This window comes from Hirschia maritima DSM 19733 (genome assembly GCF_000378345.1).
In the GTDB taxonomy this organism is placed as follows: domain Bacteria; phylum Pseudomonadota; class Alphaproteobacteria; order Caulobacterales; family Hyphomonadaceae; genus Hirschia; species Hirschia maritima.
The window spans coordinates 496,512-511,001 of sequence record NZ_KB899544.1 but is presented as its reverse complement, the minus strand read 5'-3'; the positions used below and the strand labels follow the sequence as shown (position 1 = coordinate 511,001).

Sequence of the window (14,490 nt, the reverse complement as noted above, 5' to 3'; positions counted from 1 at the left end):
ACTCAGAATATACCGAAAATCAATTAACATGTCTTGAAGAAACAAAATTTGTTTTTTTAAACAATAAGTGCCGACTTATTTGTATCGACACATCCAGACTTGGGTGAGATCTGAACACTGATTAAGTGCACACCCTAGTATCATTGCGCCTGAGTTTTCTCTCGAAAACGGACCAGCCTTTTCATCCAGCAAGGCTGCAACAAACTTTTTCACCGATAAATTGACCCGGCGTTTCTGCCCTTTGCTATCCATTGCTGATGGTACAAGATAAATTGCTTCACCACGAGCACTTAGAACTTTCGCTTCAGAAGCTCCACACATACCGGCAGCCAATTGCTGAGATTGCAATCGCGCCCGTTGAGCTAAATTTTCTGACCACTCCAACCCGCGCTGCCCTCTGGACTGCAGCACCTGAGAGTGTGCCTGCGTTATGCCTACCAAATCTCCTTTTTCAGGAAAAATTTTCTGATAAGCTGATGAAGATGGGCTCAGGCTAGCATCTCCAGCCTTGGCTGGAGGAATATCACGCTCTCCAACTTGCACTACAGGTTTGGTTTTAGGTAAGGGGCCCAAAGACAAATCACGCTCAACGGGAACTGGAGGGGTCACCTCCTCTATTTGTTCTGTTTGAGTTATCGGCGGTGGGCTTTGAGTTGTCGTTGCACACCCCAAAACAAGAAACGCGCTCAGATAGAGACAATACTCTTTTGGGAACTTCATCACTTCAGTTACATCCTCACGCAGTTATACTCAGCAAAGTTGAAATCAATCTCACATTTTTGGTTTTCCGGTGAATCACAAAAACACGATTGAGTGCACACTAGCCCGAAACTAATTTGAATTTCTAGCGGCTTTTCTCTTCTGTTTTTTACAAATGGATAAAAACAAATCTCCATAAAGTGTGTTCAAAACATCTACTTGTGTAAAGATTTTGGTTTTGGAGCAAAAACGTTTAAATTGAGCCTTGCACCAACACGCTCAGACCGCTAAACCGTCCGACAATTTGCCTACGGTAGACTTTATTTTGCCTTAGGTAGCCACAAATATCGCGTCTATAAGACCTTAAGGACACACCTACATGCCTAAACGTACGGATATTCAATCCATTCTAGTCATCGGCGCAGGCCCAATTGTCATCGGACAAGCCTGTGAATTTGATTATTCAGGTGTGCAAGCGATCAAGGCCCTTAAAGAAGAAGGGTTCCGGATCATTCTGGTGAACTCAAATCCTGCAACGATCATGACCGATCCAGATCTTGCAGATGCAACTTACATTGAGCCAATTACACCTGAATTCGTCGCAAAAATCATCGCTAAAGAAAAACCAGACGCGATCTTGCCGACAATGGGTGGTCAAACAGCCCTCAACACCGCCCTTGCACTTGATAAAGACGGCACACTAGAAAAATACAATGTTGAGCTTATTGGTGCAAAAGCCGATGCCATTGAAAAAGCCGAAGACCGCGAAAAATTCCAAGTTGCAATGGAAAATATCGGCCTCGAAAACCCAAAATCCGTAATTGTTGAAGCACCTAAGAAATATGATGCTAACGGGAAAGAAACGGGCAAGGATGTATTAGAAGGTCTTAAGCAGTGTTTTGATGCACTCGATGATCTTGGATTGCCAGCCATTATTCGCCCAGCATTTACGCTCGGTGGAACCGGTGGTGGTGTTGCCAACAACCGCGAAGAATATGAAGCAATTTGTCGCTCAGGAATGGAAGCCTCACCAACGGGGCAAATCCTAATTGACGAGAGCCTTCTTGGTTGGAAAGAATATGAGATGGAAGTTGTGCGCGACACCGCCGACAACTGTATCATCATCTGTTCCATCGAAAACATAGACCCTATGGGTGTACACACTGGTGACTCAATCACTGTTGCACCTGCCCTCACACTGACTGATAAAGAATACCAAATCATGCGGAATGCATCGATTGCTGTATTGCGTGAAATCGGTGTTGAAACAGGTGGATCAAACGTGCAGTTTGCTGTTCACCCTGAAACTGGCCGTCTTGTGGTTATCGAGATGAACCCGCGCGTAAGTCGTTCATCTGCACTGGCTTCCAAAGCAACCGGTTTCCCGATTGCCAAAATCGCAGCTAAGCTTGCTGTTGGATATACACTTGATGAATTAGATAACGACATCACCGGTGTAACACCGGCATCGTTCGAACCAACAATCGATTATGTTGTCACTAAAATTCCACGTTTTGCCTTTGAAAAGTACAAAGGCGCAGATGAAATGCTCTCAACAAGCATGAAGTCTGTGGGTGAAGCCATGGCAATTGGACGGACTTTCCAAGAAAGCTTCCAAAAAGCTCTACGTTCATTGGAGACTGGATTTTGTGGTCTCAACGAAGTGGAAATCCCAAACCTTGGTAAAGGGGATGACTATAACGCCTTGATGGCAGCTTGTTCTCAACCAACGCGGCAGCGACTGCTAGTTATTGCGCAAGCAATGCGCCATGGATTATCCGTTGAAGACATTCATAAAGCTTCATCAGTGGATCTTTGGTTCTTACGTCAATTTGCAGACCTAATCGAAACTGAGAAAAACCTCCAGCGCGATGGCCTTCCAGCAAGCGCTGAAGAGATGAATTTGATTAAATCAAAAGGTTTCTCCGACGAACGTCTGGCTATGCTGACTGAAAAATCAGAAGCGGATGTTCGCGCTTACCGCCAAGGTCTTGGGGTACGTCCAGTATATAAACGTATTGATACATGTGCAGCTGAATTTGCAGCAAAAACGCCATATCTGTATTCAACTTATGAAACAGGCATGATGGCTGAAGACGGCTCTATCCTTCCGGCAGAATGTGAAGCTCAACCATCAACACGCAAAAAAGCAATGATCCTTGGTGGTGGTCCAAACCGTATCGGTCAAGGAATCGAATTTGACTATTGTTGTTGTCATGCTGCCTTTGCAATGGAAGACCTCGGTATTGAAAGTATCATGGTCAATTGTAACCCTGAAACAGTTTCAACAGACTATGACACATCAGACCGCCTATACTTTGAACCACTAACGCTCGAAGATGTTTCCGAGATTTGCCATGTTGAACAAGCAACAGGTGATTTCTCAGGTGTGATCGTTCAATTTGGTGGTCAAACTCCGCTAAAATTGTCTCAAGGATTGAATGAACAAAACATTCCAATCCTTGGAACATCGCCTGATGCGATTGATCTTGCAGAAGACCGTAAACGTTTTTCAATCTTGCTAGATGAAACTGGATTGAAACAAGCTCCATCTGGCATTGCCACAACCGTAGACGAGGCGCTCGCAATTGCAGAACGCGTGGGTTACCCTGTTATGGTTCGTCCTTCCAACGTTCTTGGTGGGCGCGCAATGGAAATTGCACATGATGATTCTGACCTGAAAGACTATGGTGCAAAGGCGCTTGATGCAGCGGAAGGTGGTAATCTTCTTGTGGACCGTTATCTATCAGACGCAATCGAAGTAGATGTAGATGCCATTTGTGACGGAGAAAACACTCACGTTGCAGGTATCATGCAACACATCGAAGAAGCAGGAGTTCACTCTGGTGATTCGGCTTGTTCTATCCCTCCTTACTCGCTATCCCAGCCAATTCAGGATGAATTAGCTCGTCAAGCTCGCATTCTGGCCGACGCCTTGAATGTAAAAGGCCTCATGAATGTGCAGTTCGCTGTAAAAGATGATGAAGTTTTCGTCCTTGAAGCGAATCCTCGTGCATCACGAACAGTACCTTTTGTGGCAAAAGCTGTGGGTAAACCACTAGCTGCCATAGCTGCAAAAATAATGGCTGACGAGAAATTAGGGCAATTTGAGCTAGGTGAAGGCCCAATCAAACCACCAAGAATTGCCGTTAAGGAAGCTGTATTTCCATTTGCGCGCTTCAATGGCGTAGATCCAGCTCTTGGGCCTGAAATGCGTTCAACTGGTGAAGTCATGGGTATTGATGAAACCTTTGAAGCAGCATTTTTGAAGTCACAAATCGGTGCTGGTGTAGACCTTCCACAAAGTGGAACATGCTTTATTTCCGTAAAAAAGAGCGATAAAACAGCGGCCATTGAAACAGCCAAACAATTGAAAAAACTTGGCTTTTCAATCATCGCAACATCTGGAACGGCTAGAGACATAAAAGAAGAAGGCATTGATGTGGATGTCGTCAACAAAGTCTTGGAAGGTCGCCCACATATTGTTGATAAAATTGCTGATGGAGATGTTCAGCTTGTCATCAACACAACTGAAGGTGCACAATCCATGCTTGATTCAGCATCTATTCGTCGAACAGCTTTGATAAAAGGCGTCCCCTATTACACAACCATATCTGGGGGTCATGCGGCGGTTAGAGCAATCAGCGCTTTAAAAGAGAGCCCCCTTGAAGCTGGATCACTTCAATCCTACTCTTGACCTTAGCCAAAGTTCGATCAACCTTTGGTAAAGTTTCAATAACGGTAACTAAATAATGCAACGCATTCCTATGACAGCTCAGGGCCACAAGGCTCTGGAAGACGAATTAAAACACTTGAAAACTGTAGCTCGCCCCGAAGTGATCCAGGCGATTGCAGAAGCGCGCGAGCACGGTGACCTCTCCGAGAACGCCGAATATCACGCAGCTAAAGAAAGCCAGAGCCACATTGAAGGCCGTATTGTTGAACTCGACAGTAAATTGGCTTGTGCGCAAGTGATCGACACATCTAAACTGTCAGGTGACAACATTAAATTTGGTGCAACAGTAACTGTTGCAGATGAAGATACTGAAGAAGAATCTACATACAAAATTGTTGGTGAAGACGAAGCCGACATTGCTAAAGGTAAAATCTCCCTCACTTCTCCGCTTGCCCGAGCAATGATCGGTAAGGAAGAAGGTGATGTAGCGGAAGTTAGCGCACCTGGTGGCGTAAAAACTTACGAAATCCTTGAAGTAAACTGGGTTTAAAACATGACTTCCAGCGCGGCTGTCGGACCGTCCATCTGGGTTGTATCCGATGGACGCGCAGGAATTGAACGTCAAGCCGTTGCTATAGCGCAAGCCCTTGGCGAATTGCATCGATGGACGGATATCTCGCATATTCGTTCAGATGCACACAAAGCGGAGCCAATTCGCATATCCCCCAAAGCGCCGCAAGTTTGGTTACCACCAAATTTGTGGTTTGCGCCTTTGGCTGCTCTACCCAAAAATCAACGAGACGAATTTAAGGCACCTTGGCCAGATGTTTGGATAGGCTCAGGACGGAGATCTGTTCCCTACTCAATGCGCGTAAAAGAATGGTCCAATGGCAAAACACTTGTGATCCAAACACAAGATCCGAAAGTTGATGCTAAGCATTTTGACCTAGTGCTTCCACCAGAACATGATCAATTGGAAGGGCCCAATGTCTTTCCTACCATTGGAGCTCCAGCTCACTTCGCAATGGGTGACCTAGAACAAGCAGCGCTCAATTTCGGTGACCTGTCGGCAGAACCAGGACGTAAAGCAGCTGTTATAATAGGTGGAACGTCTAAAACGCACTCCTTAACTCAATCGCGAGCAAAGGAGATGGAAGTTGAACTTAGGAGTTTGGCTGGCCAAGGAATTCGTCTTTGGATCACTGTTTCACGACGCACCCCCGAACATGCACGTATACGTTTCCGCAAAATGGCAGAAGAATTAGGTGCTCGTTTCTGGGAAACGGAAGCAACGGATGGCCTCAACCCCTATTTAGCGTTTCTCAGCCAATCTGATTTGATCTTTGTAACCGAAGACTCAGCCAATATGATTTCCGAAGCGGCATGGTTTGGAAAGCCAGTTTATCTGCTCAAATTGGTCGGCAAATCAAGCAAGTTTGATCGCCTGCACCAAAGCTTCATTAATCAAGGCGTCGTGCGTTGGTTCGAAGGTGGAAAAGTTCAACATTGGGACGCCGAACCTGTTCGCGAGATAGACCGTGTCGCAGAGGAAATCATTCGTCAATTACTGATTCGGCACCCCAAACCGCAATCCAATTCTAATCAAGTATAAACCTATCTTGCTCACGTAATCTCACATTCACGTTGATATACGCTATAACGGCAAAATCGCCTTGCAATCTACGGCTACTCCCCCTAAATCCCATGATCTAAATTTATCATGTTGTAACGCCACAAGGCGATGATGCTTAAGAACCGCAGGAAGCACATATAATGAGCAATACAGAGCACCGTTCACTGATCATTCTTGGCTCCGGCCCAGCAGGATACACAGCTGCCATATATGCTGCACGTGCTATGCGTAAACCTATGCTGATTGCAGGAATGCAACCCGGTGGCCAACTGACAATTACGACTGAAGTTGAAAACTATCCTGGTTTTGCAGAAACAATCCAAGGCCCTTGGCTCATGGAGCAAATGAAGGGACAAGCTGAACACGTTGGTACTGAAATCGTTGAAGATCACATTAAATCTGTGAATGTTGAACAGCGCCCTTTCACCTTGGAAGGTGAAAGGGGCACAACATATACATGTGATGCACTCATTATCTGTACCGGTGCGCAAGCCAAATGGTTGGGTTTAGAAACCGAGAAAAAATTCCAAGGCTTTGGTGTTTCTGCTTGTGCGACGTGTGATGGGTTCTTCTATCGAGGCAAAGAAGTTATTGTTGTAGGTGGTGGAAACACTGCTGTCGAAGAAGCACTATTTCTTACAAACTTTGCATCAAAAGTGACCCTCGTTCACCGCCGTGATAGTTTGCGTGCTGAACGTATTCTACAGCAACGTCTACTCAATCACGAAAAAGTTGAAGTGTTGTGGGACCACCAATTGGAAGAAGTCTTGGGTGATGAAAATCCACTTGGCGTAACAGGTGTAAACCTGAAAAATGTCAAAACTGGTGAAATCACTAAGCGTGATGTACACGGAGTTTTCATCGCAATTGGTCACGCACCTGCAACATCATTGTTCAATGGCCAATTGGAAATGAAGCAAGGTGGGTATCTGATTACTGAGCCAGATTCATCTAAAACATCAGTTCCAGGTGTATACGCTGCTGGTGATGTAACCGATGATAAATTCCGCCAAGCTGTAACTGCAGCAGGAATGGGATGTATGGCCGCACTGGAATCAGACCATTTTCTTGCTGAACTAGAACAAAACAACAAATAACATTAGAATATCCTATACGCTTTGACATTGATTTAATTCTTGGCATTTAGTGAATGCAGAGTACGAATCATTCTGATCTGCATTTAAGGATATTCAAAATGGGACATTCAATGGATTGGGACAAACTTAAGTCCTTCCATGCAGCCGCTGAAACCGGCAGCCTAACAGCGGCCGGTGAGCGATTGGGAATATCCCAATCTGCTGTGTCTCGACAAATAGCAGCTCTAGAAGAGTCTCTAAAAAACTCTTTGTTCCAACGTCACGCTCGAGGTCTCATTCTAACCGAAGCTGGTAGAATTCTGCATAGAGCAACTGCCGAAATGGCGTCATCTGCTCGAACAGCAGAATCTGCCCTAAATGATACGGGTGATACACCACATGGCCAACTTCATGTGACCGCTCCTGTTGCCTTTGGATCTTTCTGGCTTGCACCGCGCATTCATAAGTTTGCTGACCTTTATCCGCGTATGCGGATAAAGCTGTCACTAGATGATCGCGAATATGATCTTCTGACATTAGAAGCGGAATGTGCAATTCGCCTATGGGCCGCCGACAAAGCGGATCTGATACAGCGCAAACTTGTGACAGTGCGCACGAGTCTCTACGCTTCAGAAGAATACCTTGAACAGCACGGCACGCCTGAACGAGCTGAAGATCTAGATAGACACCGTATTGTGTCGTTCGGCGAAGAAGCTGAACAGATGAGTGCAATGAATTGGGCGCAACGCATCGGCCGCGATGATCGCCCTGAACGTGAGCCAACTTTGCAGATCAACAATGTAAATGGCATGATGAGAGCCGTGCGCGCTGGACTTGGAATTGCTGACCTACCAGAATATATGGTCTCAGAAGAATTTGGCTTGAGAAAAGTCTTACCCGATCAAAGCGGACCAACTTTTGATTTGTTTTTCATATATCCCGCTGACCTCAAAAGGTCTCGTCGTATCAGTATTTTTAGAGATTTCATTACTTCAGAACTAAAAGCAGACCGCCAACAGGTGAAATAGCCAAAATTCGACAAACGCAATAAAATCAAAGTTCAAGTCTGTGAAACATACAAACTAGAAGCAATATAACCGCCTTGTTTATCTTTGATTTCTATAAAGCATGCGTTTTTGCATATCACCATTGATGAATTGTTGCTTGATTACCACACCAATAAATGTTTTTATGGTTTCAAAGCAAGCTTGCCTCCCTTGCTACCCAATGTAAGCGCTAGTCGCTTATGGGCGTTTCCTCCCCCGAGGCACAACTTTTATATTGCCACGCTGTTTAGCGTGGCTTTTTTTTGCTTAAATTTCGAATTTTCTCAAAGAATTTGTTTTCCAATGAATTTGCCAGCCTCACTATGAATAATATAACAGATATCCAAAAGACTGGATAATAACTATGTCCCATGTGATGGCCCCTGCAGAAGCACATATCTTGCTTCACAATGACAAGTGCAAGATCGTTTTTTATGAACGATGTTCCAGCCATCTTATCATTACATTCAATTCTATGGGCCTCACTTTAGACGATGAATTTGGAAGAAACTTCTTTGAAGATAAAGGTGTGAGCCAAATCAATATCGCTTGCGCGCCAAAAGATTTTTTTCAGCACCTTTCCATTGAAAGCTTCACACAGACAGTGGCGCCCATTGCCGAGAAATATCCAGATGTAGTGACATACGGAACGAGCTTGGGTGGGTATGCTGCTATCTATTTTGGTAGCGCCCTGAACACCAGAACATTAGCTATAGCCCCGCGGTTTCCGCCTCATGATTATATGAAAGGGCAACGTTCTTATGCACCTGATATTCAAATACAGCATACTGATCTTCGCCACATTGAAGAGCAAAGAAACTCCATTTTGACTGTATTCGACCCTGAAGACGAAACTGATGCAGAGTTTGTTTCCTATTTTCTAAAAGGCAAGTCCAATACAAAATTCATCGAACTGAAGAAATCCGGGCACTACATTTTGAAACAATTGGAACTGATTGATAAACTGCGACCTTGTATTGAAAGTTTCATTTTCTCAAACGACTTCCAAGAAAAAACGATCGATATCAATTCTTTTACCCTAGCGCGACGCCACAGGGCGAAACATGCCCTCGACAATGGAGATTTAAAAACTGCGTGCCACGAAATTGAATATCTGATCAAAGTTAGAACCGGACACGACCCACTCATGACACCTTGGGGGTTAATTAAACAATATGTAGAGCTGTGTGACCAAGTTGATCTGGAATTACCGCATATTCTACCTACAGAATTTGCAACTTTGTCACGAAGAATGGGAAAACCTGATACACCCCAAAAAATGATGGAATCTATCATCAAACACAATTACCTGACCTGCCAATATCAAGCTTGTTTGAACCTGTCTGAATTGACCTGCATGCGCTTCTCTGACAGCGGGGTCGCGCAATCTTATCTGATAAAAGCAGCAAACGTATTGTCCAAACTCCCCTCTCCCCAAAAAAGCTAGAGAATTCAGCTTCACTCAAGCAATATTGAGGTATGCACTTTTGCTTACCACCATTGATAAAACAATGCTTGTTCGCAACCCTTTATAATGTATAACAGATCTCGAGCGAGATTGCCTCCCTTGCTACCCAATTCAAGCGCTAGTCGCTTTTGGGCGTTTCCTCCCCCGAGGCATACCTTCATTAGCCGCGCTTCTTAGCGCGGCTTTTTTTTGTCTAATTTTCTGAGCAAAACGGAATGTTCCCATTAGATTGATCAACCAGATTGATATTTCGCTCTTTTATAAATGTCATGAATTTTGCCGTTGGTTTGGGTTTCAAATAAACTTTGACCTTCATTTTTTCAAATGGATTTCCGCTCTTTCTCAAACATCCCTTCGTATTCACATTGAGAGAAAAACTGTTTTTCCCGGACGCTTTAGTTTCTTTTCCACGCGCCAACAATTCAGAAAATTTATCTCTAAAATTTAGCAACCTAGCCCTATCAGCTTCATCAAACGACATTCCATAAATTTGCGTTTCTCGCTTCTGGTCCTTCTTTAAGAAAGGCGAATTTGGCATGTCTTCAACTTTGAGCAAAAAGGTCTCAACAAACTCCTCATTTGTCAGCCCGTCTCTCAAGCTTAAACCCAATGTCACATCTCCATCGCGAAGTTTGTAATCTTCATTTATTCGTACGGCTACTTCAATGGCAGAGAAATCAAGTGTTGCAGGATCAAGGGTTGCCATCCTCACTTGGCTTGAAATGGGAATGGTTGAGCAGCTCGCACTTACAGCCAAACAGACAAGTAAAAACATTATTTTCACCGAATTATACATAGACAATCACCTCAATTTAATCGATAATAAATTATCGTAAAACATGAATTTTTATAAATTGGAAGTGAAATGTCTAAATTAGACACACTATCGAAGTCCGCTTTTAGAACATGTGCAATTTGCAAATGGCTGACCTTAATTGGATTAGCACTACTTCTTATCCAGCTGATTGCTGATAATGGACTTCAGGAAATTGCGGGTAATCACTGGAACATGTTGTCAGCCGACACCCAAGAAAAAACTAGACTAGCCTCGGCTAAACAAACAATTGTATACGCTGTTGCTTCGCTGAATTACCTGACAATGCTCTTTTTAGGCGGAGCTACTTGGCGTATTTTCCATACATTGGAAAAGAAGGGCCCTTTCACAACAGAACTCTCTTCTTCCATCATGTTTTTAGGAGCGGCAACAATAGTCACTGCTTGCATAAGTATTCTAATGCCCACCATGATGATTCTCGCTCTCACATACGATAATCCACCCGGCAGCAGAGAGCTAACAATCAGCTTCTCATCGGGTGCTATATCTTTCTTACTAATTGGAATGGTGATCCATATTTTGGGCGGGATCTTGTACAAAGCAGCAGAAATCGCTGAAGAGAACAGGCAGTTCATCTAATGACCATCATTGTCAGACTAGATGTCATGCTGGCTCTCCGAAAGATGAAATCCAAAGAGCTCGCCCAAGAGATCGGGATATCGGAACAAAACCTTTCCTTACTTAGGCAAGGAAAGGTTAAAGGTGTAAGGTTTGAAACTCTAGACAAAATTTGCGACGTGTTAGATTGCAAACCGGGCGACATTATTGACCGCGAGTAGCGCTATGCTATGTGAGAACGTAGCATCCATGCAGCTTTCTCACTTGCCGCAGCACGTTGTGTCATGAGATCAGCGGTTGCATCATCATCTTTGTCACCAGCAAGCTTAAGCGCCTCACGTGCTGCCCTCACCACTGTTTCATTGTCAGCAACAAGGTTTGCTACCATGTCATTGGCTTTAGGAATGGTCGCATCCTGCTTAATACTAGATCTTTCGTAAATCTCACTTACAGCAGGGGCATATACCCCTAATGAACGAATACGCTCCGCAATCTCATCAAGAGCAGCCCACAATTCAGTATATTGCAGCTCAAACATAGCATGATAGGCGGAAAACTGTGGCCCTTCCACATTCCAATGATAATTATGTGTCTTCATATAAAGCGCATAACTATCCGCGAGCACTTGCTTTAGAGCATCCGCAATCGCGATACGGTCTTTTTCAGAAATACCAATATCCATGGAAAATACCTCGTTTGTTTTATTTAGAATAATTCTAAAATAAGATCGAAGAGGTATCTTTCAAGGGCAGGTCGAAAACAATTTAGCCTTCTATCGGCATTTTCATCCACACTGCCAATTCATTACCAACTGGATCGACAAAGTGGAAGCGCTTCCCTCCTGGAAACTCATGATGTTCCGTAACTTCACCACCACCATCGATAACAGATTTTTCAGCTATTTCGATATCGTCAGTCAGCAATACAACCAGTGCGCCACCACGAATTGGCGGCTTTTCAGACTTCGTAAAGCCACCTTCTATACCCGCATTGGAAAATGCTAGATATTCCTCACCCCAGTCTTCAAACTCCCATCCAAAAACTGATCCATAAAACGCTTTGACTTTAGAAAAATCTGAAGCTGAAAACTCAATATAATCTATGTTCACTATAAAACCCATTTATGTTTATGTTTTGATCTTTTTAATATTTACCACAATTCGACGATTTAGGAAGATCAATAAAACCTAGATTAAGCATGCCAGCATGATTTAACGAGACGCATAGGAAGACTTCCCCTGCAATTTTCGCTTGATGAAACGTTTTTCAATCTCATTGTCCGTTAAATCAATCGCCCTTTCCAGCAATTTCAACGACTCCCCCAGTTGATCATTTCTTTCAAACAGATCAGCCTTTAGGAGCAAAAACGAAACATTGCAGCTCATGTTTTGCTCAAGCTGCAATTCGTCAAGCAATTGCAAAGCAACAGCAACTGAATCGGCATATGATACAGCCATAATGTGATTTATTCGAACCACATGCGTCGGTTGAATCTGATAGAGCAATGCATAGAGCGCTGTAATTTGAGGCCAGTCCGTTACATCCCAAGATACAGCATTTAAGTGAACTGCGCTAATACAGGCTTGCAATTGATAAGGTCCTACTTGCTGCATGGCCAACGCCTGCTTCACAACACGATTGCCTTCTTCTATTTTTGCCCGGTCCCATAGCCTTCTATTTTGAAACTCCAGCGCAACCATCTCGCCCTGTTTGTCGATACGCGCAAAACGGCGAGCATCATGTAATATCATCAACGCGTACAACCCTAAAACTTCTGGCTCTTTTGGCATCAGGTTCATTAAAATACGCGCTAAACGTATCGCCTCCTCAATCAAATCCACACGGGTCAATTGATGACTATTTGAGGCAGAATAACCTTCATTGAAAATCAAATAGATGACCGCCAAAACGCCCTTAAGGCGCTCCTGCAACATCTCTCCATCAGGTACAATATATGATATTCCCGCCAGTTTAATCTTCTTCTTCGCGCGCACAATTCTTTGCGCCATTGTCGAAGGAGTATCTAAAAAGGCTTTTGCAATCTCTTCAGTTTTTAGTCCCCCAATAGTTCTCAGCGTTAGGGCAATCCGTGTTTTTTCTTCCAAAGCAGGATGGCAACAAGTGAAGATTAACCTAAGGCGTTCATCGGGGATATCTTGATCCGTTTCATCACCAAAATCCATCTGTTCCAGCTGGGATAAATAAGAAAGGTCAGCCTCTTTGCTCTTAAAATTCTTGGAGCGCCGAACACGATCAATAGCTTTGCGGTGTGAAACCGAAATCAACCACGCAGCAGGCGATTTTGGAATACCTTTCTCAGGCCAATTCTTAAGCGCCGCCTCGACGGCATCTTGCAAACAGTCTTCTGCAAACTGGATGTCTCCCACATTTTTAACAATGCAGGAAAGTATGCGCCCCCATTCCTCTTTAACGATCTGCTCTATAGTTTGTTCCAGAGAATATGGAGGCAGCATGATGTAAATTCCAATTTAGATTAGAGGCAAACCCTATTCAAAAACCATAATTGGGCGCACTTCCACGCGTCCATATTTGGCAGTTGGAATTTTAGCAGCATATTCAAGCGCTTCATCAAGGTCTTTACAATCAAGCAAGTAGTATCCGCCCAATTGCTCTTTGGTTTCAGCAAATGGACCATCCATGATTTCTGGTTTTCCATTTTCCATTGTAACCGTACTGGCTGTCGCAACTGGCTCAAGCGCATTGGCATTCACCAATACGCCGTTTTGTTCACACAGCGCACTAAAAGTTTCATACTCTTGCATATAAGCGCCAAACTCTTCCGTACCTGGCTGTGGGTCTTTACCTTCTGTTCCGTATATCAAACATAAAAACTGCATGTCGTTCTCCATTAATAACCGCAAGGTCAACTCAACCTTACATAGACTAGACGAACGCAGAATGACGAAATCGACATCTCGACCCAATAATTTAGAAAAAAAATCAGAGTTCCTGAAAATTTTCTGTTTTAGGAAGGTCTAGTAAGCCTTTCATCAATCCCTCTGGCGGGACAACAATCTTGCGTTTTTCCAAATCCATCCAACACGTCATTGATGTCACCTCTGCGGACAACACATCGTCTACAAAGAAACGGTTCACAATAATGAAGCGAGTTTGTTTCTCATTTACCCCACCCCACAATAGTTCAATACGAAACTTATCCAGCATATGCATTTCGCGGCGATAAGACAGATTATCATTCAATGCGATAGGCCCAAGCCCTAGCTCTTTCATAGCTTTTGCACCAAATCCATATCGCTCGAAATAAACTATTCGGCTATAGGTCGCGTAATCCATGTATGACGTATTTGCCATATGCCCATTTGCATCAAGGTCACGCCAAGTTACTTGAAAATCGATCGAGTTTGTTTTGCCCATGGCGTCATTCCCTCATATAATCTCTACTTCTATTCTTGGATTCTTGCTCTCGTCTACCATGTCGCCACGTCAATAAAAGACGCATTGACGTCGCTAAACCAGA

The 14,490-nt window shown here is 43.9% G+C and carries 15 protein-coding genes; 8 read left to right on the top strand and 7 right to left on the bottom strand.

Annotation, left to right across the window (positions count from 1 at the left end):
- Positions 1–75: 75 nt before the first annotated feature.
- Complete coding sequence (locus F551_RS0102320) at positions 76–720, bottom strand: hypothetical protein (RefSeq protein WP_018995866.1); 645 nt, start codon at positions 718–720, stop codon at positions 76–78.
- Between the two features lie 358 nt (positions 721–1,078).
- Here F551_RS0102320 and carB point away from each other — a divergent pair, with 358 nt between their 5' ends.
- From carB to F551_RS0102290, 6 genes are all read left to right on the top strand, one after another.
- Complete coding sequence (carB, locus tag F551_RS0102315; protein ID WP_018995865.1) at positions 1,079–4,396, top strand: carbamoyl-phosphate synthase large subunit; 3,318 nt, start codon at positions 1,079–1,081, stop codon at positions 4,394–4,396.
- A gap of 55 nt (positions 4,397–4,451) precedes the next feature.
- Positions 4,452–4,925 (top strand): transcription elongation factor GreA, encoded by a 474-nt coding sequence (greA, locus tag F551_RS0102310; protein WP_026296607.1) that lies wholly within the window; start codon positions 4,452–4,454, stop codon positions 4,923–4,925.
- 3 nt (positions 4,926–4,928) lie between these two features.
- On the top strand, positions 4,929–5,987 hold the full coding sequence (locus F551_RS0102305) for a mitochondrial fission ELM1 family protein (protein WP_018995863.1): 1,059 nt from the start codon (positions 4,929–4,931) through the stop codon (positions 5,985–5,987).
- A 161-nt stretch (positions 5,988–6,148) separates the two neighbouring features.
- Positions 6,149–7,105, top strand: a complete 957-nt coding sequence (gene trxB, locus F551_RS0102300) for a thioredoxin-disulfide reductase (RefSeq protein WP_018995862.1) — start codon at positions 6,149–6,151, stop codon at positions 7,103–7,105.
- 98 nt (positions 7,106–7,203) lie between these two features.
- Positions 7,204–8,112 (top strand): LysR family transcriptional regulator, encoded by a 909-nt coding sequence (locus F551_RS0102295; RefSeq protein WP_026296606.1) that lies wholly within the window; start codon positions 7,204–7,206, stop codon positions 8,110–8,112.
- A gap of 382 nt (positions 8,113–8,494) precedes the next feature.
- The gene (locus F551_RS0102290; RefSeq protein ID WP_155825731.1) at positions 8,495–9,577 is read left to right on the top strand and encodes a YqiA/YcfP family alpha/beta fold hydrolase; all 1,083 of its coding nucleotides are present in this window, start codon (positions 8,495–8,497) and stop codon (positions 9,575–9,577) included.
- Between the two features lie 214 nt (positions 9,578–9,791).
- On the opposite strand, the gene F551_RS0102280 is transcribed toward F551_RS0102290, so the two are convergent.
- Positions 9,792–10,373: a hypothetical protein gene (locus F551_RS0102280; RefSeq protein WP_169334117.1), complete on the bottom strand. Its 582-nt coding sequence runs from the start codon at positions 10,371–10,373 to the stop codon at positions 9,792–9,794.
- Between the two features lie 90 nt (positions 10,374–10,463).
- On the opposite strand from F551_RS0102280, the gene F551_RS0102275 reads away from it, so the two are divergent.
- Together F551_RS0102275 and F551_RS0102270 are read left to right on the top strand one after the other, a co-directional pair.
- Positions 10,464–11,012 (top strand): DUF2975 domain-containing protein, encoded by a 549-nt coding sequence (locus F551_RS0102275; RefSeq protein WP_018995857.1) that lies wholly within the window; start codon positions 10,464–10,466, stop codon positions 11,010–11,012.
- On the top strand, positions 11,012–11,212 hold the full coding sequence (locus tag F551_RS0102270) for a helix-turn-helix domain-containing protein (RefSeq protein WP_018995856.1): 201 nt from the start codon (positions 11,012–11,014) through the stop codon (positions 11,210–11,212). Before F551_RS0102275 ends, F551_RS0102270 begins: the two co-directional genes overlap by 1 nt.
- 2 nt (positions 11,213–11,214) lie before the next feature.
- Here the strand turns inward: F551_RS0102270 and F551_RS0102265 are convergent, their stop codons facing one another.
- The 5 genes from F551_RS0102265 to F551_RS0102245 all read right to left on the bottom strand — a co-directional run bounded on the left by F551_RS0102265 (position 11,215) and on the right by F551_RS0102245 (position 14,387).
- The gene (locus tag F551_RS0102265) at positions 11,215–11,673 is read right to left on the bottom strand and encodes a Dps family protein (protein ID WP_018995855.1); all 459 of its coding nucleotides are present in this window, start codon (positions 11,671–11,673) and stop codon (positions 11,215–11,217) included.
- A gap of 82 nt (positions 11,674–11,755) precedes the next feature.
- Positions 11,756–12,112 (bottom strand): VOC family protein, encoded by a 357-nt coding sequence (locus F551_RS0102260; protein ID WP_018995854.1) that lies wholly within the window; start codon positions 12,110–12,112, stop codon positions 11,756–11,758.
- Positions 12,113–12,202: 90 nt separating this feature from the next.
- Positions 12,203–13,465, bottom strand: a complete 1,263-nt coding sequence (locus F551_RS0102255; protein ID WP_018995853.1) for an RNA polymerase sigma factor — start codon at positions 13,463–13,465, stop codon at positions 12,203–12,205.
- 33 nt (positions 13,466–13,498) lie between these two features.
- Positions 13,499–13,849, bottom strand: a complete 351-nt coding sequence (locus F551_RS0102250; RefSeq protein ID WP_026296605.1) for a YciI family protein — start codon at positions 13,847–13,849, stop codon at positions 13,499–13,501.
- 103 nt (positions 13,850–13,952) lie between these two features.
- Positions 13,953–14,387, bottom strand: coding sequence for a thioesterase family protein (locus F551_RS0102245; RefSeq protein WP_018995851.1), 435 nt, complete (start codon positions 14,385–14,387; stop codon positions 13,953–13,955).
- Between the last annotated feature and the right edge of the window lie 103 nt (positions 14,388–14,490).